The organism is Streptomyces sp. NPDC025638 (assembly GCF_055558775.1).
In genome coordinates this window covers 321,254-344,537 of the sequence record NZ_JBVHLX010000001.1, presented here as the reverse complement: position 1 = coordinate 344,537, position 23,284 = coordinate 321,254, and the positions used below count along the sequence as shown (strand labels likewise).

18 protein-coding genes are annotated in these 23,284 nt (G+C 71.3%); 7 read left to right on the top strand and 11 right to left on the bottom strand.

Translation table 11 applies throughout. The features are described from left to right. Positions 1–32: 32 nt before the first annotated feature. The 3 genes from ACZ4EG_RS01560 to ACZ4EG_RS01550 all read right to left on the bottom strand — a co-directional run bounded on the left by ACZ4EG_RS01560 (position 33) and on the right by ACZ4EG_RS01550 (position 5,245). Positions 33–1,574, bottom strand: a complete 1,542-nt coding sequence (locus ACZ4EG_RS01560) for a vWA domain-containing protein (protein ID WP_467789151.1) — start codon at positions 1,572–1,574, stop codon at positions 33–35. A gap of 147 nt (positions 1,575–1,721) precedes the next feature. After that, positions 1,722–2,594, bottom strand: a complete 873-nt coding sequence (locus tag ACZ4EG_RS01555) for an ABC transporter permease (protein ID WP_467789150.1) — start codon at positions 2,592–2,594, stop codon at positions 1,722–1,724. After that, complete coding sequence (locus tag ACZ4EG_RS01550; protein WP_467789149.1) at positions 2,591–5,245, bottom strand: CocE/NonD family hydrolase; 2,655 nt, start codon at positions 5,243–5,245, stop codon at positions 2,591–2,593. Before ACZ4EG_RS01550 ends, ACZ4EG_RS01555 begins: the two co-directional genes overlap by 4 nt. A gap of 115 nt (positions 5,246–5,360) precedes the next feature. Here ACZ4EG_RS01550 and ACZ4EG_RS01545 point away from each other — a divergent pair, with 115 nt between their 5' ends. Continuing rightward, a complete protein-coding gene (locus tag ACZ4EG_RS01545; protein WP_467789148.1) occupies positions 5,361–5,822 on the top strand; it encodes a GNAT family N-acetyltransferase in 462 nt (153 codons plus the stop codon). 7 nt (positions 5,823–5,829) lie between these two features. Here the strand turns inward: ACZ4EG_RS01545 and ACZ4EG_RS01540 are convergent, their stop codons facing one another. Beyond that, entirely contained in the window at positions 5,830–7,230 is a 1,401-nt protein-coding gene (locus tag ACZ4EG_RS01540) for an APC family permease (protein WP_467789147.1), read from the bottom strand. A gap of 362 nt (positions 7,231–7,592) precedes the next feature. Here ACZ4EG_RS01540 and ACZ4EG_RS01535 point away from each other — a divergent pair, with 362 nt between their 5' ends. Next, positions 7,593–8,438, top strand: coding sequence for an SCO4651 family lipoprotein (locus tag ACZ4EG_RS01535; RefSeq protein WP_453552537.1), 846 nt, complete (start codon positions 7,593–7,595; stop codon positions 8,436–8,438). A gap of 66 nt (positions 8,439–8,504) precedes the next feature. On the opposite strand, the gene mmsA is transcribed toward ACZ4EG_RS01535, so the two are convergent. The 5 genes from mmsA to iolC are packed head-to-tail and all read right to left on the bottom strand — an operon-like array spanning position 8,505 to position 14,621. Then, positions 8,505–10,007, bottom strand: coding sequence for a CoA-acylating methylmalonate-semialdehyde dehydrogenase (gene mmsA / locus ACZ4EG_RS01530; RefSeq protein ID WP_467789146.1), 1,503 nt, complete (start codon positions 10,005–10,007; stop codon positions 8,505–8,507). Between the two features lie 14 nt (positions 10,008–10,021). Continuing rightward, positions 10,022–11,905: a 3D-(3,5/4)-trihydroxycyclohexane-1,2-dione acylhydrolase (decyclizing) gene (gene iolD / locus ACZ4EG_RS01525; protein ID WP_467789145.1), complete on the bottom strand. Its 1,884-nt coding sequence runs from the start codon at positions 11,903–11,905 to the stop codon at positions 10,022–10,024. Further along, positions 11,902–12,726 carry a 5-deoxy-glucuronate isomerase gene (gene iolB, locus ACZ4EG_RS01520; protein ID WP_467789144.1) on the bottom strand — a complete coding sequence of 275 codons (825 nt, stop codon included), beginning with the start codon at positions 12,724–12,726 and terminating at the stop codon, positions 11,902–11,904. The genes iolD and iolB overlap by 4 nt, the downstream gene beginning before the upstream one ends. A gap of 9 nt (positions 12,727–12,735) precedes the next feature. Next, positions 12,736–13,611, bottom strand: coding sequence for a Cgl0159 family (beta/alpha)8-fold protein (locus ACZ4EG_RS01515; protein ID WP_467789458.1), 876 nt, complete (start codon positions 13,609–13,611; stop codon positions 12,736–12,738). Positions 13,612–13,670: 59 nt separating this feature from the next. Next, positions 13,671–14,621: a 5-dehydro-2-deoxygluconokinase gene (gene iolC / locus ACZ4EG_RS01510; RefSeq protein ID WP_467789143.1), complete on the bottom strand. Its 951-nt coding sequence runs from the start codon at positions 14,619–14,621 to the stop codon at positions 13,671–13,673. 307 nt (positions 14,622–14,928) lie between these two features. On the opposite strand from iolC, the gene ACZ4EG_RS01505 reads away from it, so the two are divergent. Next, positions 14,929–15,129, top strand: a complete 201-nt coding sequence (locus tag ACZ4EG_RS01505) for a helix-turn-helix transcriptional regulator (protein WP_263208920.1) — start codon at positions 14,929–14,931, stop codon at positions 15,127–15,129. A 65-nt stretch (positions 15,130–15,194) separates the two neighbouring features. Here the strand turns inward: ACZ4EG_RS01505 and ACZ4EG_RS01500 are convergent, their stop codons facing one another. Together ACZ4EG_RS01500 and ACZ4EG_RS01495 are read right to left on the bottom strand one after the other, a co-directional pair. After that, positions 15,195–16,238 (bottom strand): zinc-dependent alcohol dehydrogenase family protein, encoded by a 1,044-nt coding sequence (locus ACZ4EG_RS01500; RefSeq protein WP_467789142.1) that lies wholly within the window; start codon positions 16,236–16,238, stop codon positions 15,195–15,197. Between the two features lie 31 nt (positions 16,239–16,269). After that, a complete protein-coding gene (locus ACZ4EG_RS01495) occupies positions 16,270–18,480 on the bottom strand; it encodes an MMPL family transporter (RefSeq protein ID WP_467789141.1) in 2,211 nt (736 codons plus the stop codon). A gap of 160 nt (positions 18,481–18,640) precedes the next feature. Between ACZ4EG_RS01495 and ACZ4EG_RS01490 the strand changes: the two genes are divergently transcribed. The 4 genes from ACZ4EG_RS01490 to ACZ4EG_RS01475 all read left to right on the top strand — a co-directional run bounded on the left by ACZ4EG_RS01490 (position 18,641) and on the right by ACZ4EG_RS01475 (position 23,142). Continuing rightward, positions 18,641–19,312: a TetR/AcrR family transcriptional regulator gene (locus ACZ4EG_RS01490; protein WP_467789140.1), complete on the top strand. Its 672-nt coding sequence runs from the start codon at positions 18,641–18,643 to the stop codon at positions 19,310–19,312. Positions 19,313–19,490: 178 nt separating this feature from the next. Then, on the top strand, positions 19,491–20,441 hold the full coding sequence (locus tag ACZ4EG_RS01485; protein WP_467789139.1) for a PrsW family intramembrane metalloprotease: 951 nt from the start codon (positions 19,491–19,493) through the stop codon (positions 20,439–20,441). Between the two features lie 73 nt (positions 20,442–20,514). After that, positions 20,515–20,754, top strand: a complete 240-nt coding sequence (locus ACZ4EG_RS01480) for a heavy-metal-associated domain-containing protein (RefSeq protein ID WP_453552555.1) — start codon at positions 20,515–20,517, stop codon at positions 20,752–20,754. 114 nt (positions 20,755–20,868) lie between these two features. After that, the gene (locus tag ACZ4EG_RS01475; RefSeq protein WP_467789138.1) at positions 20,869–23,142 is read left to right on the top strand and encodes a heavy metal translocating P-type ATPase; all 2,274 of its coding nucleotides are present in this window, start codon (positions 20,869–20,871) and stop codon (positions 23,140–23,142) included. The last annotated feature ends 142 nt before the right edge of the window (positions 23,143–23,284 follow it).

Genomic DNA, 23,284 nt, shown 5'->3' with positions numbered 1-23,284 from the left:
TCAATGGGTCCGGCAGCACCGGGAAGCGCGCGCTAGTCCAGTCCGCGTCCGGCCTGCTCGATGGCCTGGGCCAGCTGCCGTACCGCCTCGTCCTCGGTGGTGCGGGCCAATCGGGCGGCGTGGCGGTGGAGTTCGCCGAGTCCGGGGTCGCCGGGCAGCGTGGTCCAGCGGTCGTCCCCCTCGCGGAGGGCGTCGGCGAAGTAGGCGGCCACCGCGGTGACCTGGAAGCGGGGGCTCGCGCTCCAGACGGAGTCCTGCAGGGCGCCGGTCTCCAGTTCGCCGGACTCCTCGTGCGGGTCGCGGGTGCCGGGGTCGAGCCAGCGGACGGTGGCCGTGGCGAGATGGCCGTCGGTGCCGGGCCTGGTGCGGACGGCGTACAGGGCGGTGACGGTGTGGCCGGGGCCGACTTCGCCGCCGTCGACGTGGTCGTTGCGGAAGTCGTCGTCGGCGACCCTGCGGTCGTCGTAGCCGACCAGACGGAACTCGGCGACCGTGTGGGGGTCGAAGGCGACCTGGGCCTTGGCGTCGCGGGCGGTGAGCTCGATGTTCTGCGGGAGCTGCTCGCAGAACACCTTGCGGGCGTCCTCGGTGTCGGACACATACACCGTGTGCCCGTCGCCCTTGTCGGCGAGGCGCTCCATCAGGGCGTCGCCGTAGTCGCTGCCCACGCCGACGCCGAAGAGGGTGATGCCGTGCTCGCGCCGGGCGGTGGAGATGCGTTCGAGGATGGAGTCCGGGTCGGTGTCGCCGGTGTTGGCGAGCGCGTCGGAGACGAGGACGACCCGGTTGGTGGCACCCTTGCGCAGGCCCTCGACGGCGGTGGCGTACCCGGTCTCGACGCCCGCGCCGAGGTCGGTGGAGGACAGCGCCTCCAGACCGTCGATCGCGTCGTGGATCTCGCCGCGGTGGCCGCCGAGCCGGGTCATCGGCAGCACGGTCTCGGCCTCCGAGCTGAAGGTGACGATCGCGACGGAGTCGTCGTCGCGCAACCGGTCCGTCATCGTGCCGAGGGACTGCTTGGCGAGGTCCAGCCGTCCCGGTTCGCTCATGGAACCGGAGACGTCGACGACGAACGTCAGGGCGGCGGGCGGACGTTCACCGGTCTGCCCGGCGGCGCGGGTGGCCAGGCCGACCCTGACCAGGGACCAGTTCGGCTTGTCGGTGCGGGCGCCGTCGACCGTGACGGAGAAGCCGTTGCCGTCCGGGCGCCGGTAGTCCTGGCGGAAGCTGTTGACGAACTCCTCGGGGCGGATGGTCGACGGGTCGGGTCGCTGCCCGTCGGCGAGCGTGCGGCGCGCATAGCCGTAGGAGGCGGTGTCCACGTCCAGGGCGAAGGTGGAGAGGTAGTCGGCCGAGGGGGTGTTCCACTCGTCGCCCTGTGCCTTCCGTGAACCCTCGCTCTGCGCGGGGGCGGGCGCCGGAGCCGGAAGCCCGCCGTTCTTCGAACCGCCGTTGTTCGCCTCGCGGTGGGAACCGTCCGCGCTGCCGCCCGAGCAGCCGGTGAGCAGCAGGCCGCCCGCCGCCGCGAGGGCGATCAGCACACTCCGTGTCCGCCGTGTCCTGTGCCGCTCCATCTCGTCTGCCCCCTGTGCCCGTTGACGTCGATATCTGTGACTGTGACGGCGCCACGGGCGGGAACGTGCGGTACGGAGCGTTGCGGATGCGTCTCGAAGCGGCCACGGAGCGGGCCCGCCGAGACCGGTGGGTGATCTTCCGGTGACCTAGGAGACCACGTCCTTGCGCGCGAAACCCCGGAAGGCCAGGGCGAACAGCACGAGCGCGTACGTTATGGAAATCGCGGTGCCCTGGATCATGCCGGACCACTCGGGATGCGGCTGTACGGCGTCGGCCCAGGCGAACTGCCAGTGCGCGGGCAGGAAGTCGCGCCAGTGGCCGAGGGCGGTGACAGCGTCCAGGACGTTGCCGACGATGGTCAGGCCGACCGCGCCGCCGACCGCGCCGAGCGGGGCGTCCGTCTTGGTCGACAGCCAGAACGCCAGGCCCGCGGTGACCAGTTGGGACACAAACACATACGCGACGACCACCACCAGGCGCTGGGCGGCGGTGCCCGAGTCGAGCGCGCCGCCGGTGGGGATCTCCAGTGGCCCCCAGCCGTAGGCGGCCGTGCCGACCGCGAGCGCCACGACCGGCAGCAGCACCATCGCGGCCAGGCTGAGCCCGAGCCCCACAACGAGCTTGGACCACAGCAGGCGGCCCCGGGGCACGGGCGCGGCGAGCAGATAGCGCAGGGAGGACCAGCTGGCCTCCGAGGCGACCGTGTCCCCGCAGAACAGCGCCACCGGGATCACCAGCAGGAAGCCCGCCGAGACGAACAAATTCACCGCGGCGAAGTTGGCGCCGGAGGCGGTGGCCGTGTCCATCAGCGTGACCTGGCCGTTGCGGCTGCCCGGGTCACCGCCGATCGCGAAGGCGATGACCAGCACGAACGGCAGTACGGCGAGGATCCCGCCCATGATCAGCGTGCGGCGCCGCTTGAGCTGGCGGACCAGCTCGACCCGCAGTGGCAGCGTGCGCCCGGCCCGGTAGCCAAAGGCCGCCTCGACGGGCTCGGTGTGCTCGGTGAGCGTGCTCACGCGGAACCTCCGATCAGGGTGAGGAAGGCGTCCTCCAGTCGGCGGTGGGGACCGACCGACTCGACGGGCACATCGAGCCGTACGAGTTCGGCGACCAGCCGCTGTGCGCTTCCGCCGGGCTCCAGGCGGACGAGGAGGCCGTCCTCGGTGCGGACCGCGGAGGCGACGCCGGACAGCGCGCCCACCTTCTCGACGACGGGCTCCTCCACGGGTGCGGCGGTGCCGACGAGCAGCGTGTCGCCGGAGCCGATGATCTCCCCCACCGGGCCGGCCTGGACGAGCCGGCCGCGGTCCATCACCACCAGGTGGGTGCAGGACTGCTCGACCTCGGCCAGGAGGTGGCTGGAGACGATCACCGTGCGTCCCGCGGCCGCGTAGCGGATCATCACCTCGCGCATCTCGCGGATCTGTGGCGGGTCGAGACCGTTGGTGGGCTCGTCGAGGATGAGCAGATCGGGCAGGCCGAGCATGGCCTGGGCGATGGCGAGACGCTGGCGCATGCCCTGCGAGTAGGTGCGCACCGCGCGGGCGAGCGCGTCACCGAGGCCCGCGATCTCCAGGGCCTCTTCCAGGTGCGCGTCCTCGGCCGGGCGGCCGGTCGCCTGCCAGTACAGCTCCAGGTTCTCGCGGCCCGAGAGGTGCGGCAGGAATCCCGCGCCCTCCACGAAGGCGCCCACCCGGGACAGGACCGGCGCGCCCGGTCGGATCGCGTGCCCGAAGACCCGTATCTCGCCGCCGTCCGGCTTGATGAGGCCCATCAGCATGCGCAGGGTCGTCGTCTTGCCCGCGCCGTTCGGCCCGAGCAGGCCCAGCACCTGGCCCTTCTCGACGCGGAAGGACAGCTCGCGCACCGCGTACCGGTCCGCGGACTTCGCGTATCGCTTGCTCAGGTCCGTTATCTGGAGCGGGACTTCGGCCAGAGCGGGGTCGGGCGCGGGGACCGCCGTACGGCGGCGGCCGGTGACCAGCAGAGCGAGGGCGAACAGCGCGCCGGCCGGCGGCAGCCACCACACCCAGGAGGGCAGCGCGGCGGCCGCTGTCGTGACGGCCGGGGCGGTGGGCACGCCCAGGTCTCCCTTCAGGGAGACGGTGTAGGTGGCCGGGGCCGCCGGGGAGGCGTAGCCGAGGTCCGTGGAGGCGAACACCAGGCGCAGCCGGTGGCCCTTCTGCAGCTCGTGGTCGATCGCCGGGAGCGTGACCGTGACGTCCTTGCCCGCCTTGGCGCCCTCGACGCGCAGGGGCGTGACCAGCTGGGAGGGCAGCACCTGCTGGGTGCCGCCGGGCCCGGCGTCGTACACCTTTCCGAACAGGACGGCGTCGTCACTGGTCGAGGTCACATGGACGGTGACCGTCGGCGAGCCGGTGATCCGTAGGTCGGAGGTGACGGGCGCGGAGTCGAACTTCGCGTACTGGCCGGGGAAGTCGAGGGAGATGCCGACGCCGAGGGCGGACAGCTGGGCGAGGCCGCCGCCGCTGCCGCCGCCGATGCCGGGCAGGGCGGAGACGGCGGGCGGGCTGGCTCCGGCCGGGTTGCCGAAGCGCTGCTCGCCGCCGCGCAGGGCGATGGACCGCCGGTGGTTCTCCAGGCCGGGGTAGGCGTCGGCGCTCGCGCCGCGCAGCTGGGCGGCGCCGTCGGTGGAGTCGACGCCTCCGGTGCGGGTGATCCGGAAGGCGGGGCCGGTGTCGGCCTTCTTGTCGCCCTTGAGGTAGCGGTCGAGCCAGGCTGTCACCCGCGCCTGCACCCGGCTGGACTCCATGTCACCGCCGTCGTGCCCGCCCGCGATCCAGTCGACGTCGACCGGGGCGCCGTTCGCGCGGATCGCCTTCGCGGCCGCGTCGGACTGGGCGAGGGTGAAGAGGGAGTCGGTCTGGCCCTGCACCAGGAGGGTGGGCACCTTGATGCGGTCGGCGACGGCGGACGGCGAGCGCTCCTCCAGCAGTCTGCGTGCGGCCGCGTCTGGTTTGCCCGACTCGGCGACCCGGTCGTACATCCGGCACAGCGCGGGTTCGAACCGGTCGCAGCCGCCGCCGGAGTTGAAGAAGATCCCGGCCCAGAGCCTCTTGAACACACCGTCCGGGAACAGGGCGTCCGCGAGGTTCCAGTAGGTGATCGCCGGGGCGATGGCGTCCACCCGGTCGTCGTGTCCGGCGGCGAGCAGGGAGATGGCTCCGCCGTACGAGCCGCCGGCCACGCCCACGCGCGGGTCGCCGTTCCTGTCGAGCTGCACCTGGGGCTGCTTCGCCAGCCAGTCGATGAGCCGGGAGACGTCGGCGACCTCGCCCGCGGGGTCGTTCAGCCCGATCTTCCCGGTCGACCTGCCGAAGCCGCGCGCGGACCAGGTCAGCACCGCGTACCCGTCCCGGGCGAGGTCCTCCGCCTCCTGCCGTACGTCGTTCTTGCTGCCGCCGAAGCCGTGCCCCAGCAGGACGGCCGGGCGGCGGCCGGCGGTGGCGGAGGTGAAGTACGAGGTGTCGATGCGCACCCCGTCGCCGGTCGTGACGACCCGGTCGGCCCGGCGCACCGGGGGCGGGTCGTCGGAGGCGACCGCCGTCCACGTACCGGCGCCGGCGAGCACGACGACGGCCGCGGCGGCCATCAGCCGCCGCGGCCCCCGAAGCAGCCCCCGGAATCCGGGCACTCGAAGATCCATGACTCAACGGTACGGGCCGTCACCGACAACGGATGCAGCCGCCGGGTTGAACCCCTTGCCCTCCTGTGGGAGTAGAGGGCTCCTCCGGCGTACTTCGGTCGTGGTACGAAGGCGCATGGACATCCGTCGTGCCACCACGGTCGCCGAAGTCGCCGCGGCCGAGCACTTGTTCGACCATCCGGTCCGCACGGAGTGGGCCGAGCGCTTCCTGACCGCCGCCGGACACCATCTGTTCCTCGCTTATGAAGCCGGCAACGACGGGGATGACGGGGATGACGGCGAGAACAGCACGCCCGGCGGCCCCGCCCCCGTCGGATTCGTCAGCGGCGTGGAGACCATCCACCCCGACAAGGGCACCGAGATGTTCCTGTACGAGCTCGCGGTCGCGGAGCCGTACCGGCGCCGGGGCATCGGGCGGGCGCTGGTGGGCCGGCTCGCCGCGCTGGGCCGGGAGCTGGGCTGCTACGGCATGTGGGTGCTGGTCGACACCGGGAACGACGTCGCCCTTGCCGCCTATCGCAGTGCGGGCGGCAAGGACGACGGTACGTGCTCGGTGGTGACCTGGGACTTCGGCTGAGCCGGCGTTACGCCTGCGCGTCCTCGGGGATCGACACCAGCCAGCGGGTCTCGCCGCGCGGGCGGAGGTAGAAGACCCAGTAGAGGGTGGCGACGGCGGTGATGCCGCCGGTCCACAGCAGGTAGACGGTCTCCTGCTGGCTGAGGACGTAGGCCAGGACGGCGATGAGCAGGACCGGCATCGCGGGCCACAGCGGCATGCGCCAGGCGGGCGTGTGCTTGTGGTGCCCGCGGCGGGCGAGCAGGGCGGCGACCGCGACGAGCAGGTACATGCCGGTCACCGAGACGCCCGTGACGCCGTAGAGCGTGTCCAGGTTGACGAAGCAGAGCAGCGCGCCGGGGACGCCCACCGCGAGTGTGGCGACCCAGGGGGAGCCGAAGCGGCCGAGCTTGGAGAAGACGTTGTTGACCGGCTCGGGCCAGGCCTTGTCGCGGGCGGAGGCGAACAGGACGCGGGAGTTCTGGATGACCATGACGATGCCCGCGTTGATGATCGCGAGGGCCACGCAGAGGCTGACGAAGGTGCCGACGGCCGAGTTGGACCAGGCGGTGACCATGGTGCTGATGTCGCCGCCGGTCAGCTCCTTGATGTCGGAGGCGCCCATGGTGATGGCGACGACCGGGACCAGGATGATCACGGTGGAGATGGCGAGGGTGGTCAGGACCGTGCGGGCGACGTTGCGGCGCGGGTGCTCCAGCTCCTCGGAGAGGTAGACGGCGGTGGAGAAGCCCTGGGTGACGAAGAGGGCGATCGCCAGGCCGGAGACGACCAGCATGGCCGTCACGGTGTCCGTGTGTCCGTTGCCGCCCGCGACCTGCATCGAGGTGAGGCTGCCGAGGCCGCGATGGCCGTGGGTGAAGCCGAGCATGGCCACGACACCGGCGGCGATGACCTCCAGGACCAGGAAGACGCCGGTGATCCAGGCGTTGGCCCGCAGGTCGAGCAGGCCGGCGAGGGTGGCGAGGAGCATCACGCCGGCGCCGGTCATCGCCGGGTCGAGGTGCACGATCGGCGCGAGGTAGTCGGCCGTGCCCATCGCGATCACCGGCGGGACGATCATCACGACCAGCAGGGACAGCACGAAGACCAGCCAGCCCGCCAGGCGTCCGGCCATCGTGGAGACCATGGCGTACTCGCCGCCGGCGCTGGGGATGAGGGTGCCCAGCTCCGAGTAGCAGAACGCCACGGCGATACAGAGGAGGGAGCCGATGGCGATCGTCAGGGCGGTCGCGGTGCCGAGCGAGCCGAACAGGTCCGGGACCACCACGAACAGCGTGGAGGCGGGCGTCACGCACGACAGGGTCAGCAGGGTGCCGCCGACCACTCCGATGGATCGCTTGAGCTTCTGAGGGGCGTCCGAGCTCCCGTCCAGGACGGCGGTCTCGACGGGGCGGAGCGTGTCGGTCATGCGGCGGTTCCGATCGACTCGTGCGGTGGTGGTTCGGGCGGGAGCGCTATCGCCTCCGGCGGCTCGCGTCGTACGTGTTTCTGTCGCTCCCGGCGCTGATGGAACCCCGACGAAAACCGGCGCGTCAATGGGTGTTTACCTACGGAATTCGAAGATCAACAGTCACTTTGATCACGTAAACAGCAGCTTGGTGCAGGCAATTCGGCACCTGGGGTCCATACGAGAATCGCAGGACGAACGGCAAAAAAAGTAGCAGCGTCCGGTATACGGACGCCGTAAAGCGGTCGCACGACTGTCGGTGGGGCCCGCTAGAGTCAAGGAATCACGAACAGCACACAGTAAATTCAGGGGTGGGGAACACCATGAAGCTGAAGCACACCGTGGCCTGGGTGGGGTGTACGGCGGCGGCACTGCTGGCGACCTCCGCGTGCGGCACCGAGGGCGCGAAGTCGGCGGCCAAGGCCGTGGACAACGCCGACAAGGCGATGGCGGCACTGGCGCGGGCGACGGACCGGACGGAGAACCTCGGCTCTGCCGAGGTGAAGATGAGCACCGACCTGGGCACGGGCACGGGCCCGGTGGCCATGGAGGGCACGTACTCCTGGGGCGACGGTTTCGCCTTCGACGTCGACATGGACACCAAGGCCGTCCAGATGCAGACGCTGACGAGCTCGCCGACGGTCCGCATGCTCTTCGTGGACGGCGCTTACTACTACGACGTCGACCCGCAGCCCTCCGGCCCGCTCAAGGGCAAGGAGTGGATGAAGATCGACGGCTCGGCCGTGTTCGGCGAGAAGGGCGGCCAGGCGATGGCCGGGGGCACCGGCGGCGGCAGCCCGGTGGCCTCCATGAAGGCCCTGAAGTACGCCAGCGACGTCGACGACCTCGGCAAGCAGACCGTCGACGGACAGAGCACGACCCACTACCACGCCGTGGTGAAGGCGGACCAGATGGGCAAGCTCAAGGACGTCTACGGCGACCAGAACAACATGCTCAGCCAGATGACCGGCGCCAACGGCTCGATGACCATGGACATCTGGGTCAACGACAAGGACCTGCCGGTCCGCATGAAGCAGGCGTTCGGCTCCGCGACCGTCACCATGGACTTCAAGAAGTTCGGCAAGACGGCCACGGTCAAGGCCCCGCCCGCCGCGCAGACCGGTGACCTCACCGAGCTGATCAAGCAGCAGCAACAGCAGAAGCAGTAGGGCAGGGCCCGGGCACGGCGGCGCCCCGCCCTCTCCCATGCGGAGGACGGGGCACGCCGTACGGGCTCAGTGATTGCGCGGGAAGCCCAGGTCCACGCCCGCCGGGGCGTCGGCCGGGTCGGGCCAGCGCGTGGTGACGACCTTGCCGCGGGTGTAGAAATGCGTGCCGTCGTTGCCGTAGATGTGGTGGTCGCCGAAGAGCGAATCCTTCCAGCCACCGAAGGAGTGGTAGCCCACCGGCACCGGGATCGGCACGTTCACGCCGACCATGCCGGCCTCGATCTCCAGCTGGAAGCGACGGGCCGCGCCGCCGTCCCGGGTGAAGATCGCGGTGCCGTTGCCGAACGGCGAGGCGTTGATGAGGGCCACGCCCTCCTCGTAGGTGTCGACGCGCAGCACGCACAGCACCGGGCCGAAGATCTCGTCCTGGTAGGCCTTGGCGCTGGTCGGCACCTTGTCGAGCAGCGAGATGCCGAGCCAGTGGCCGTCCTCGAAACCGTCCACGGTGTAACCGGTGCCATCGAGGACCACCTCGGCGCCCTCGGCCGCGGCGCCCTCCACGTAGGAGGCCACCTTGTCGCGGTGCACCTTGGTGATCAGCGGGCCCATCTCGGAGGCCGGGTCGTTGCCGGGGCCGATCTTGATCTTCTCGGCGCGCTCGCGGATCTTCTCCACCAGGTCGTCGCCGATGGAGCCGACCGCGACGACCGCGGAGATCGCCATGCAGCGCTCGCCCGCGGAACCGTAGGCCGCGGACACGGCGGCGTCGGCGGCCGCGTCGAGGTCGGCGTCGGGGAGGACCAGCATGTGGTTCTTGGCGCCGCCCAGCGCCTGGACGCGCTTGCCGTTGGCGGAGGCGGTGGTGTGGATGTAGCGGGCGATCGGGGTCGAGCCGACGAAGGAGACGGCCTTGACGTCCGGGTGCTCCAGCAGGCGGTCCACGGCCACCTTGTCGCCGTGGACGACGTTGAAGACGCCGTCCGGCAGACCGGCCTCGGCCAGCAGCTCGGCGATCTTCAGGGAGGCCGACGGGTCCTTCTCGGACGGCTTCAGCACGAAGGTGTTGCCGCACGCGATCGCGATCGGGAACATCCACATCGGAACCATCGCCGGGAAGTTGAACGGCGTGATGCCCGCGACGACACCCAGCGGCTGCCGGATCGAGGCCACGTCGACGCGGCTGGCGACCTGCGTCGACAGCTCGCCCTTCAGCTGCACGTTGATGCCGCAGGCCAGGTCGACGATCTCCAGGCCGCGGGCCACCTCGCCGAGGGCGTCGCTGTGCACCTTGCCGTGCTCGGCGGTGATCAGCTCGGCGATCTCGTCGCGGTGGGCGTCGAGCAGCGCGCGGAACTTGAACAGGATCGTGGTGCGCTGGGCCAGCGAGGACTGGCCCCAGGTGGCGTAGGCGTCCTTGGCGGCGGCCACCGCCGCGTCGACCTCGTCCACGGAGGCGAACGCGACCTTGGTGGTGACCGCGCCGGTCGCCGGGTCCGTGACCGGCCCGTACGAACCCGACGCGCCTTCGACGGTCTTACCGCCGATCCAGTGGTTGACGATCTTCGTCATGCCCGGTTACTCCTTCACAGATGGCGGCGTCGGGTAGAGACGTGCCGTTCGTACAGCTCACGTGCCTTGACCGCGGAGGATCGGGTCGCGGTCTCGGCCACAGGAACATCCCACCAGGCCTGCGCCGGAGGCGCGCCCGACACAGTGTCTGCGGTTTCGGTCTCCACGTAGACACAAGTGGGAGTGTCGGCGGCCCGCGCCTCGGCGAGTGCCGTGCGCAGGTCACCGACGGTCTTCGCGCGCAGCACGCGCATGCCGAGGCTGGCCGCGTTGGCGGCCAGGTCGACGGGCAGCGGGGCGCCCGTGTAGGTGCCGTCCTCGGCCTGGAAGCGGTAGGCGGTGCCGAACCGCTCGCCGCCCACCGTCTCGGACAGCCCGCCGATCGAGGCGTACCCGTGGTTCTGCACGAGCAGCAGCTTGATCGCGACGCCCTCCTGCACGGCGGTCACGATCTCCGTCGGCATCATCAGATACGTCCCGTCGCCGACCAGCGCCCACACGGGCCGGTCGGGGGCGGCGAGCTTCACACCGATCGCGGCCGGGATCTCATAGCCCATGCAGGAGTAGCCGTACTCCAGGTGGTACTGGTCCCGCGACCGCGACCGCCACAGCTTGTGCAGGTCGCCGGGGAGCGAACCGGCCGCGTTGATGATCACGTCCGTCTCGTCGACTATCCCGTCCAGCGCGCCCAGCACCTGCGGCTGCGTCGGCCGTACGTCCGGCTCGTCGGCCTCGTAGCAGGCGTCGACGCGCTGCTCCCAGCGCTCCTTGTCCTCGGTGTACTCCGTGGCGTACGCGTCGGACACCCGGTGGGCGTGCAGCTCCAGTGCCTCGGTCAGCTCCTCCAGGCTGCTGCGGGCGTCCGCGAGCAAGGGCGTGCCGGAGAGCTTGTGGCCGTCGAAGGGCGCGACGTTGAGGTTGAGGAAGCGCACGTCCGGGTGGGCGAAGAGGGTGCCGGAGGCGGTGGTGAAGTCGGTGTACCGGGTGCCCACGCCGATCACCAGGTCGGCGGTGCGGGCGAGTTCGTCGGCGGTCGCGGTGCCGGTGTGGCCGACGCCGCCGACGTCCTGGGGGTGGTCCCAGCACAGGGAGCCCTTGCCGGCCTGGGTGGAGGCGACCGGGATGCGGGTGGCAGCGGCGAACTCGGCGAGTGCGTCCTCGGCACGGCTGTGGTGGACCCCGCCGCCCGCGATCACCAGCGGCCGCCGCGCCGCCCGGATCGCCTGCACGGCCTCGGCGAGTTCGACCGGGTCGGGGCCCGGCCGCCGTACGGTCCACACGCGCTCGGCGAAGAACTCGTCCGGCCAGTCGTACGCCTCCGCCTGCACGTCCTGCGGGAGGGCGAGGGTGACGGCGCCGGTCTCGACCGGGTCGGCCAGCACGCGCATGGCCTGGAGGGCGGCCGGGATCAGGACCTCGGGCCGGGTGATCCGGTCGAAGTACTTCGACACCGGGCGCAGACAGTCGTTGACCGACACGTCGCCCGCGTACGGGACTTCGAGCTGCTGCAGGACCGGGTCGGCGGGGCGGGTGGCGAAGACGTCGCCGGGCAGGAGCAGGACGGGGAGGTGATTGACGGTGGCCAGGGCGGCGCCGGTCACGAGGTTGGTGGCGCCGGGGCCGATGGAGGTCGTCACCGCGTGCGTGGACAGGCGGTTGGACTGACGTGCGTAGCCGACCGCCGCATGCACCATGGACTGCTCGTTGCGGCCCTGGTGGTACGGCATGTCGCCGCCGTACTCGATGAGCGCCTGGCCGATTCCGGCGACGTTGCCGTGGCCGAAGATGCCCCAGGTGGCGTCGATCAGCCGGCGGCGTACGCCGTCCCGCTCCGTGTACTGCGCGGCCAGGAAGCGGACTAGCGCCTGCGCGACCGTGAGCCTCGTCGTTGAGGTCATCGGTAACCCTCTGTACTTTCTAGGTGGGCCGGATGGAAGCAGATCCGCCACTCCCGCGTCTCACCCGGACCGGACATGACGTTCAGGTAGTACATGTCGTGCCCGGGCTGGGCGATCGACGGTCCGTGCCATCCGTCGGGGACGAGGACGGCGTCGCCGGAGCGGACCTCGGCGAGGACGTCGGTTCCGCCCTCACGGGAGGGGAATACGCGCTGATAGCCGAAACCGTTCGGGCCGTCGATCTCGAAGTAGTAGATCTCCTCCAGCTCCGACTCCTCGCCGGGCCGGTGTTCGTCGTGCTTGTGCGGCGGGTACGAGGACCAGTTGCCGCCGGGTGTGATCACCTCGACGGCGATCAGCCGGTCGCAGTCGAAGGAGTCGGCCGAGGCGAAGTTGCGGACGCGGCGCGAGCAGTTGCCACTGCCGCGCACCTCGACGGGGACCTCCGGCGCGGGGCCGTAGCGGGCGGGGAGTCGTCGCTCGCACTTCGCTCCTGCCAGGGCGAAGCGGCCTCCCGCGCCGGAGGCGATCTGGACCCGGGCGTCACGGGGGGCGTAGGCGAAGTCGGAGGCTCCGCCGAACACGCTTTCCCTGCCCAGGAGTTGGAACTCGTTTCCCTCTGTCCGGACGGTACATCCGCCTTCCAGCGGAAGCACGATCCACTCGCTGTCACCGGTGGTGAAGATATGCGTGCCGCCGGGCTCCAGCTCGACGATGCGCAGACTGCTGTACGTCCATCCGGCCCGTTTGGGATCGATGTCGACGACATACTGGGCGCCCGCGGTCGAGCCCTTGCGGAGGTGCAGGTCATTGCTGGTCATATGGCCCCCTCACAGCAGTCCTACGGCGGTGTCCACGGCGGCGGCCACATCGCCGTCCGCCGGGTACAGCAGTGAACGTCCCACCACCAGGCCCCGCACGGTGGGCAGTTGGAGGGCGCCGCGCCACTTCTCGTACGCCGCCTCCTGGTCGTCCCCGACCTCGCCGCCCAGCAGTACCGCGGGGAGCGTGGAGGTCTCCATGACCCGGGCCATGTCGTCGGGGTTGTCGGTGACCGGCACCTTCAGCCAGGTGTAGGCCGAGCTGCCGCCCAGGCCCGAGGCGATGGCGATGGACCTGGTGACCGCCTCGGCGGACAGGTCGTTCGTCACCTTCCCGTCCGGGGTGCGGCGGCTGATGAACGGCTCCACGAAGACCGGGAGCCGGCGGGCGGCCATGTCGTCGATGACCCGGGCGGTGGACTCCAGGGTGGTCAGGGAGCCCGGGTCGTCGTAGTCGATGCGCAGCAGCAGCTTGCCCGCGTCGAAGCCCAGCCGCTGGATGTCCTCGGGGCGGTGGCCGGTGAAGCGGTCGTCCATCTCGAAGGACGCGCCCTGCAGACCGCCGCGGTTCATCGAGCCCATGACGACCTTGTGGTCGAGTGCGCCGAGCAGCAGCAGGTCGTCGAGGATGTCGGCGGTGGCGAGCACGCCGTCGACCCCGGGCCGCGACAGCGCGAGGCAGAGGCGTTCGAGCAGGTCGGCGCGGTTGGCCATGGCCAGTCTGCGGTCGCCGACACCGAGGGCGCCGCGGGCCGGGTGGTCGGCGGCGACGATCATCAGCCGGCCGTCCTCGTTGAGGAGGGGCCGACGGGCGCGGCGGACGGCGGCCTCGGCGATCGCCTCGGGGTGGTGGGTACGGGTGTGTACCAGCGCGGAGACGTCCACGCGCGCGTGCCCGATGCCCGCCCCGCCCTCGTGGTGGGCGCCGCCCACCTTGCCGGCCCTCACAGCACCGCTCCCGCAGCGAGGGCGGCGGCCACCTCGTCCTGGGTGGGCATCGCGGAGGAGCACTCCAGCCGGGAGGCGACGATCGCGCCGGCCGCGTTGGCGTGCCGCATGATCTTCTCCAGGTCCCAGCCGGCCAGCAGGCCGTGGCAGAGCGAGCCGCCGAAGGCGTCACCGGCGCCGAGTCCGTTGAGGACGTCGACCGGGAGCGGCGGGACCTCGGCCGACTCGCCCTCCCGGTTCACGGCGAGGACGCCCTTCGGTCCCTGCTTGACGACGGCGAGTTCGACCCCGGCGTCGAGGAGCGCGCGGGCGGCGGCGTGCGGCTCACGCACGCCGGTGGCGACCTCCACCTCGTCCAGGTTGCCCACGGCGACCGTGGTGTGGCGCAGGGCCTCGGCGTAGAAGGGGCGGGCGCTGTCTGGGTCCTGCCAGAACATGGGGCGCCAGTCGAGGTCGAAGACCGTCGTACCGGACTTGGCCCGGTGCGCGAGGGCCGCCAGCGTCGCCGTACGGCTGGGTTCCTCGCTCAGTCCCGTACCGGTGACCCAGAAGATGCCCGCCTCGCGGATGGCGTCGAGGTCCAGCTCATGGGCGTCGATCTCCAGGTCGGGCGCCTTGGGCTGGCGGTAGAAGTAGAGCGGGAAGTCGTCCGGCGGGAAGATCTCGCAGAAGGTGACCGGCGTGGGCAGTCCGGAGACCGGGGTGACCCAGCGGTCGTCGACTCCGAAGCCGCGCAGGGCCTCGTGCAGATAGGCGCCGAAGGCATCGTCACCGGTGCGGGTGACGACGGCGGTGCTCCGGCCCAGGCGGGCCGCGGCGACGGCGACGTTGGTGGCCGACCCGCCGAGGAACTTGCCGAAGGACGACACCTGGGCGAGTGGAACACCTGTCTGCAGCGGATAGAGGTCCACTCCGATCCGCCCCATGGTGATCAGGTCGTACGCCATCGGTTTCCCTTCGTCACGGCTCTCCCCCGGTTTGTAGTCCCGTAACCAGAGCCCTGTCAATGGTTTGTCCGGACATTCGGACCAGTGTCGGCGTGTGGCTTTGCCACGGCCGTGTCACAAACACCTCCCGCGTGTCACATACGTCACGCGTACGCGGGCCCTCGGTCACACTCGGCCGACAGGCACTGCCCGTTGCTCACTTTGCGTCGTTGACCGTGCACAGGCTTGGTGATCGCCAGCGAAGCGCCCGGCTCCCCCGACGGCCGTCCCCGGCCGCCCCCGCGGTGCGCGCACGGAGGTGCAGCTCATGACCGACCGACGGCTCTGGTCCTACAAGGAGATCGCGGCCCACATCCGCGTCCAGCCCGACACCGTGCGGTCCTACCGCAAGCACGGGCTGCTGCCCCCGCCCGACCATGTGGAGGGCGGCAAGCCCTATTGGTACGCCGACACCGTGCGGGCCTGGGTCGCCTCTCGGCCCGGCAACCGCGGGCGCAGACAGGCCTGAACCCGCCCGACGCGCCCGGTGTCCCGCCGGCGTGGGACACCGGCGACACGGGCACCTCTTCCGGCTCAGCTCCAGGGTTCGACGACCGTGACGCCCGCGCCCGGTGCCGTGTCCATCGCCGCGAGTGCGGCCGGGGCCGCGTCCAGTGGGATCGTCGAGGTGACCAGCAGGTCGGGGCGGAGGACTCCTGCGCGGACCAGCTCCAGCATCGCCGGGTAGGTGTGCGCGGCCATGCCGTGGCTGCCGAGGAGTTCGAGTTCCAGGGCGATCGCGCGGGCCATGGGGACCGGGGTCGTACCGTCCGGGGAGGGCAGGAGGCCGACCTGGACATGGCGGCCGCGGCGGCGCAGACCGTTCACCGAGGCGGCGCAGGTGGACGGGGAGCCGAGCGCGTCGAGGGAGAGGTGGGCGCCGCCCGAGGTGAGGTCGAGGACGGCCGCCGCCGTGTCCGGCACCTGCATCGCGTCCACGCACTGCGCCGCGCCGAACTTCCGCGCCAGGTCCAGGGCTTGGGGTGACACGTCGACGGCGACCACCCGGGCTCCCGACGCCGCGGCGATCATCACCGCCGACAGGCCCACGCCCCCGCAGCCGTGCACCGCGACCCACTCCCCCGCCGACACCCGGCCCTGCTGGACCACCGCGCGGAAGGCGGTCGCGAAGCGGCAGCCCAGGGAGGCCGCGGTGGCGAAGGACATGCCGTCCGGGACCGCGACCAGGTTCACATCGGCGTGGTCGAGCGCCACGTACTGGGCGAAGGAGCCCCAGTGGTGGAAGCCCGGCTGGGTCTGCCGCTCGCACACCTGCTGGTCGCCCGCAGCGCAGGCGGGGCAGCTGCCGCACGCGCAGACGAAGGGCACGGTGACTCGGTCGCCGGGGCGCCACCCGGTCACCCGGGGGCCCACCGCCTCGACGACACCGGCGAGTTCGTGCCCCGGCACGTGCGGGAGCCGGATGTCCGGGTCGTGCCCCATCCAGCCGTGCCAGTCACTGCGGCACAGCCCGGTGGCCTCGACCCGGACCACGACCGCGTGCTCGGCGGGCTCCGGGTCGGGCACCTCCCGCACCTCGGCCGGCTCCCCGTACTGCTCGAACACCACGGCTCTCATGTGCCACAGCTTCGCAGAACACCCCCGCCGGTCACACCGTCGCGGCCTCCTTCTCCTCGTCCGCCTCGGTGGGCGCGGCCGACTCTCCCTCGCTCAGTCCGAACCGCTGGTGGAAGCGGCGCAGCGGACCCGGCGCCCACCAAGTGGCGCGGCCGGTCAGGCGCATGATCGCCGGGACCAGCAGGCTGCGCACGACCATCGCGTCCATCACGACGGCGAGCGCGATGCCCAGGCCGAGCATCTTGGTGTTGGTCACCCGGGAGGTGCCGATCGCGACCATCACCACGGCCAGGATGACCGCCGCCGCGGTGATCAGCCCGCCCGTGCGCTGCAACCCGTGTCGCACCGCCTCGTTGTGGTCGCCCGTGCGGTCGTGCTCCTCCTTGATGCGGGAGAGCAGGAACACGCCGTAGTCCATGGAGAGACCGAAGGCCACACAGAACATCAGGACCGGCAGGGTCGTCTCGATGGAGCCGGGGCTGGTGAAGCCGAGCGGGCCGGAGAGATGGCCGTCCTGGAAGACCCAGACCACCGCACCGAACATCGCCGTCAGGCTGAGCGCGTTGAGCACCACGGCCTGGACCGGTATCAGCACGCTGCCGGTGAGCAGGAAGACCAGGAACAGGGTGACGATCGCGATGAACGCGGCCGCCCACGGCAGGCGCTCGGCTATCGCGTGCTTGGAGTCGACCAGGACGGCGGCCGTGCCGGTCACCTTGGTGTCGAACGGGGCGTCCATGGCGCGCAGGTCACCCACCAGGCTCTGGGCCGCGTCGTCGACGGCCTCGCCCCTCGGCAGCACCGTGAAGTACGCCGAGTCGCCCTTCACCAGCGGGCCGTCGACCCGTGCCACCTCCGGCAGGACGGAGACCCGCTGCGCGTACGCGGCGTACTGCGCCTTGGTCGCCTTCCCCTCGGCCAGCACCTCGAGTCCGCCGCCGGGGCTGCCGGGGAAGCCGTCCCGGACGTGCTGCTGCACGACGTGGGACTCGGCGCCCGACGGCAGCTGGCGGTCGTCCGCCGTGCCGAACTTCACGCCCAGGAACGGCAGTCCGAGGAGGATCAGGAGCGCCGTGGTGCCGAGGGCGAAGAACGGGGCGCGGCGCATCACCAGCGTCGCGGTGCGCGACCAGGCCGTGCCTTCCTCGCCCGAGACCTTCGGCTCCCGGCCGCGGCGGAACAGTCGGCGCAGGTCGAGGGAGTTCACCCGGTGGCCGAGCAGCATCAGCGCGGCAGGAAGCAGGATCAGGGCGGCCGCGGCGGCCAGCAGCACGACCGCTATGCCCGCGTAGGCGAAGGAGCGCAGGAAGTACTGCGGGAAGAGCAGCATCGCCGCCAGGGACACCGCGACCGTGAGCGCGGAGAAGAGCACGGTGCGCCCTGCCGTGCGCAGGGTGGTGCCGACGGCCGTCAACGGATCGGCGCCCGTGGACAGTTCCTCGCGGAAGCGGCGGACGATGAAGAGTGCGTAGTCGATGGCGAGGCCGAGGCCCAAGGCCGTGGTGAGGTTCAGCGCGAAGACGGAGACGTCGGTGAGCTCCGTCAGGCCGCGCAGCACCGCGTTCGTCCCCAGGATGGCGACGATGCCGATGCCCAGCGGCAGCAGGGCCGCAACGGCGCTGCCGAAGACCATCACCAGCAGCAGGAGTGTCACCGGAAGGGCGATCAGCTCGGCCCGGGCCAGGTCCTCCTTGATGATCGTCTGCATCTCGTGCCGTACGGCGACGATGCCGCCGACCTTGACCTTCACCGGACCGTGCGCCCCGCGGTAGTGGGGCGCGATGCGGTCCAGGGTGTCGCCCATCGCCTTCTCGTCGCCCGTGATGCGGGCGGCTATCAGCGCCTCGTGGCCGTCCTTGGCGCGCAGGGCCGGAGCCGCCGAAGGATCGGCCTGCCAGTAGGAGCCGACGCCCACGACGCCCTTCTCACCGGACAGGCGCTCGACGAGGGTGCGGGCCTGGGCGGCGACCGCCGGATCGTCGACCGAGGCCCGGCCGGAGTCGACGAGGAGCAGGAGGTTGGGCTGGGAGTCGGGGAACTCGCGCTCCAGCGCCTTGGTCGCATAGGTGGACTCGGCGTTCGGGTCCTCCCAGCCGCCGCTGCCGAGGCGGTCGGCGACGCCGCTGCCGGCCAGCACCGCGAGCACGGTGAGCACCAGGGCCGCGAGCAGCGACAGCCGCGGCCGGGCGGTCACGAAGCGGGTCCACCCTCCGACCCGGGGCGGCCTGTTGACTTCGGTCATCGTGCGGTGTCCCCTTCACCGTGACCCGTGCTGTACGCAGGCAGGCAGCATGGATCGGTCATTGCCATAGACTGACAAACACGAGAGATCGCTCGCGTTTCTCCAGAATGCGAGCGAGCACTCGCGTTTGTCAATCACGCTCGGAAGCTGGGGATAAGCCGTGCCCGAAAAGCCGGGGAAGGAACAGGGCAAGGAGCAGCCGCGCCGCCGCCAGGCCCGCGGCGAGCGGCGCATCGCCCAGTTGCTGGAGGCCGCGGCCTCCGTCTTCTGCACGACCGGCTACACGGCGTCCAGCACCAACGCCATCGCCCGCGAGGCGCGCGTCTCACCGGGCACGCTCTACCAGTTCTTCCCGAACAAGGAAGCGATCGCGATCGAACTGGGCGACCGGCTCATGCACGAGATGCGGGAGACCTACGGCGAGGCGCTCGCGCCGGTCGGCCCCGACACTCCGCTGGAGGAGGCCGTCTCCGCGGCCGTCGACCGCTTCATGGCCTTCAACACCGAGCACCCCGTCTTCTTCGCGCTCATGCACGGCCCCGACATCCCCGGCCGGATGGCCGAGCAGCACGACGCGCTGCACTCCACCCTCGTCGGCCGCATCGAGGGGCTGATCTCCTCGTACCTCCCCGACACGCCCCCGGCCGACGTCACGCGCACGGCGCAGATCTGCCTCGGCATCTACAAGGCGGGCCTGGAGCTGGTCCTCACCCATGAGGGTGCGCAGCGCGAGGCGTACATCCAGGAAGTGAAGAACGTCCTCATCCGCTATCTGGAGCCCCTGGTCGGCAGCCGACTCGGCGTCAGCGACAGCCGCCGGGCAGCGACATAGGGCGCACCCCCGCGCACTCCGCACACCCGGCGCACCCCACGCACTCCGGACCGCGACAAGGCACACATCCCACCAGACGGCCGCATTCACTGCATTCCCCTCGGCCTGCGGCACAAGGCACATCTGCTTAAGGTGCGGATGAATCGCCTCAGCCAGCAGGAGCACGAGGGGACTTGCCGTGACCCACTCTCCGCCGCCCGGCGCACCCCGCGCCCGCATCCCCGGCCCCAAGCAGCCCCCACCGCCCTACCCCCGCATCCGCGCCGGTCTGTGGCGGCGCTGCCTGGCCGGCGGGCTCGGCCTGTGGGTGCCGACCGCGCTGGTGACGTACGCGACGAGGAGCTTCGCGCTGCTGCCCACCCTGATCCTGCTCGGCGGCTTCCTCGTCCCCGTCACCTTCGTGCTCTGGGCCTATGAGCGGCACAGCCGCGACCTGGGGGTCAGCGCGATCCTCGGCTGCCTCCTGGCCGGCGGCGCACTCGGCGTGCTCGGCGCGTCGGTGATGGAGCACCACCTGCTCCGCCCCTCCCTGTCGCTGTTCGTCGGCGTCGCACTGATCGAGGAGGCGGCGAAGCTCGGCGCGCTGGTGTTCGTGCTGCGCCGGCAGCCGGGGATCCGCGGCACCCGGGCCGGGATGGTGCTCGGCGCGGCCGTCGGTCTCGGCTTCGCGGCGCTGGAGAGCGTCGGCTACGCCTTCGACGCGGCCGTCGCCGCCGACGGCGTCGATCTGCGCGCACTGCTCGAAACCGAACTCCTGCGCGGGGTGGTGACGCCCTTCGGGCACGGCCTGTGGACGGCGATCACGGGCGCCGTCCTGCTCTCCCACCGCCGCCCGAACGGCCGCTTCCGGTTCGTCTCCCCGGTCGTCGCCGCCTACGCGGGCGTCTGCCTGCTGCACACCCTGTGGGACTCCACGCACGGCGCTGCGGCCTGGATCGTGGCCCGTCTGGTCGACACCGGACCGGACCGGCAGCCGCTCGCCCAGGGGTACCTCCCCGCGCCCACCGAGGTGCGGGACCACCTCTTCGCGCTCTTCTCGATCGGCGGTCTGGCGCTCGTGTCGCTGCTCGGCGTCGGCTGGGCGGGCACGCTGGCACGCCGGGACACCTCTTGGAGAAATACCCCCTAGGGGTATAGTCTGAGAAATGAGGGCCTCATCGTGGGCCCCACCGGCCTCACACGCCTCGACGAGGAGCAACAACATGACCACCCAGACCGACACCCCGGGCTCCGTCACCACCGTCTACAAGGTGAGCGGGATGAGCTGCGGACACTGCGAGGGCTCCGTCTCCAGTGAGATCTCCCAGATCCCCGGCGTCGACTCGGTGAAGGCCGTCGCCTCCACCGGCGAGGTCACTGTGGTCTCCGCCGCCCCGCTCGACGAGGAGGCCGTCCGCGCCGCCGTCGACGAGGCCGGCTTCGAGCTCGTCGGCAAGGCCTGACCTTCCGGGCCCGGCACAGCGAGCGGGGCCCGAAACCTTTCACCTCCGACCGGGCCGTACCGACCAGCTGATACTGGCTTCCGTACGGTCCGGTCCGATGTCTGGAGTCCGGACATGACCAGCAGCACCACAGATACGACCAGCAGCACCACGGATACGCCGATACACACCGGGACCGCCGAGGTCGAGCTCGTCATCGGAGGGATGACCTGCGCCTCCTGCGCCGCCCGGGTCGAGAAGAAGCTCAACCGGATGGACGGGGTCACCGCCACGGTGAACTACGCGACGGAGAAGGCGAAGGTCTCGTACGCCGAAGGCGTGCAGGTCGCCGATCTGATCGCCACCGTGGTGAAGACGGGGTACACGGCCGAGGAGCCCCCACCGCCGCGCCCCGAACCCGAGGCCGGGCCCGAGAACGCGGAAGCGCCCGAGGCGGACCCCGAACTCACCGCCCTCCGTCACCGTCTGCTGGTCTCCGCCCTGCTCGCCGCCCCGGTGGTGCTGCTGGCCATGGTCCCGGCGCTGCAATTCGACAACTGGCAGTGGCTCTCGCTCACCCTCGCGGCCCCGGTCGTCGTATGGGGCGGCCTGCCCTTCCACCGCGCGGCCTGGACCAACGCCCGGCACGGCGCCGCCACCATGGACACGCTCGTCTCGGTCGGCACGCTGGCCGCGTTCGGCTGGTCGCTGTGGGCGCTGTTCTTCGGCGACGCGGGCATGGCGGGCATGCACGACGAGTTCCGGTTCACCGTCTCCCGCATGGACGGCGCATCCACCATCTACCTGGAGGTCGCCGCCGGAGTCGTCGCGCTGATCCTGCTCGGCCGCTATCTGGAGGCCCGCTCCAAGCGGCGCGCCGGGGCGGCGCTGCGGGCGCTGATGGAGCTGGGCGCCAAGGACGTCGCCGTCCTGCGGGACGGCCGTGAGGTGCGCGTTCCGGTGGCCTCCCTGGCGGTCGGCGACCGGTTCGTCGTACGGCCCGGCGAGAAGATCGCCACCGACGGCACCGTGGTCGAGGGCGTGTCCGCGGTCGACGCCGCCATGCTGACCGGCGAGTCGGTGCCGGTGGACGTGTCGGTCGGCTCCACCGTGACGGGCGCGACGGTCAACGCCGGGGGCCGGCTGGTCGTCGAGGCGACCCGGGTCGGCGCGGACACCCAGCTCTCGCGGATGGCGAAGCTGGTGGAGGACGCGCAGAACGGCAAGGCGGAGGTGCAGCGGCTGGCCGACCGGGTCTCGGCGGTGTTCGTGCCGGTGGTCATCCTCATCGCGCTGGGTACGTTCGGCGTGTGGCTCGGCGTCACCGGGGACAGCGTGGCCGCCTTCACCGCGGCCGTCGCCGTGCTGATCATCGCCTGCCCGTGCGCGCTGGGCCTGGCCACGCCGACCGCGCTGATGGTCGGCACCGGCCGGGGCGCCCAGCTCGGCATCCTGATCAAGGGCCCGGAGGTCCTGGAGTCCACGCGCCGCGTCGACACGGTCGTCCTGGACAAGACCGGCACGGTCACCACCGGCCGGATGACCCTCCAGGAGGTGTACGCCGCCGAGGGCACCGACGAGAAGGAGCTGCTGCGGCTCGCGGGCGCCCTGGAGCACGCCTCCGAGCACCCGGTCGCCCGGGCGGTCGCGGCGGGTGCCGAGAAGCGTGTCGGGACGCTGCCGGACGTCGAGCACTTCGAGAACGTCCCCGGGCGGGGCGTGCGCGGGCGCGTGGCGGGCCATGAGGTGGCCGTGGGCCGCCTTTTCGAGACGCTTCCGGAGGACGTGGCCCGCGCCCGGGACGAGGCCGAGAAGGGCGGTCGTACGGCCGTCGTGGTCGGCTGGGACGGAACGGCCCGCGGTGTTCTCGCCGTCGCCGACGCGGTCAAGCAGACCAGCGCGGAGGCGGTGCGCGAGCTGCGCGCGCTCGGACTCACGCCGGTGCTGCTCACCGGGGACAACCGGGCGGTGGCCGAGACGGTGGCGCGTGCCGTGGGGATCGACGAGGTGATCGCCGAGGTGCTGCCCGAGGACAAGGTGGCGGTCGTACGACGGCTGCAGGGCGAGGGACGGACGGTCGCCATGGTGGGTGACGGCGTCAACGACGCGGCCGCGCTCGCCACCGCCGATCTGGGTCTTGCGATGGGCACCGGTACGGACGCGGCGATCGAGGCGGGCGATCTGACGCTGGTGCGGGGGGATCTGCGGGTGGCCGCGGATGCGATCCGGCTGTCGCGGCGGACACTGAGCACGATCAAGGGCAACCTGGTGTGGGCGTTCGGCTACAACGTCGCCGCGCTGCCGCTGGCCGCGGCCGGGCTGCTGAATCCGATGATCGCGGGGGCGGCGATGGCCTTCTCGTCGGTGTTCGTGGTGACGAACAGCCTCCGTCTCCGTACGTTCCGCTGAAGTTACCGACAGTACGGCCAAGTCGAAGTAAGAGTCCCCCTAGAGTCCAACGCGCGCCTCACATAAGCTCTTCACAAGGCTCGCGCATCATCCTTACGCTTGGGCTTCGATCGTCGTATCGGGGCTCTTGCGTATCTAACGG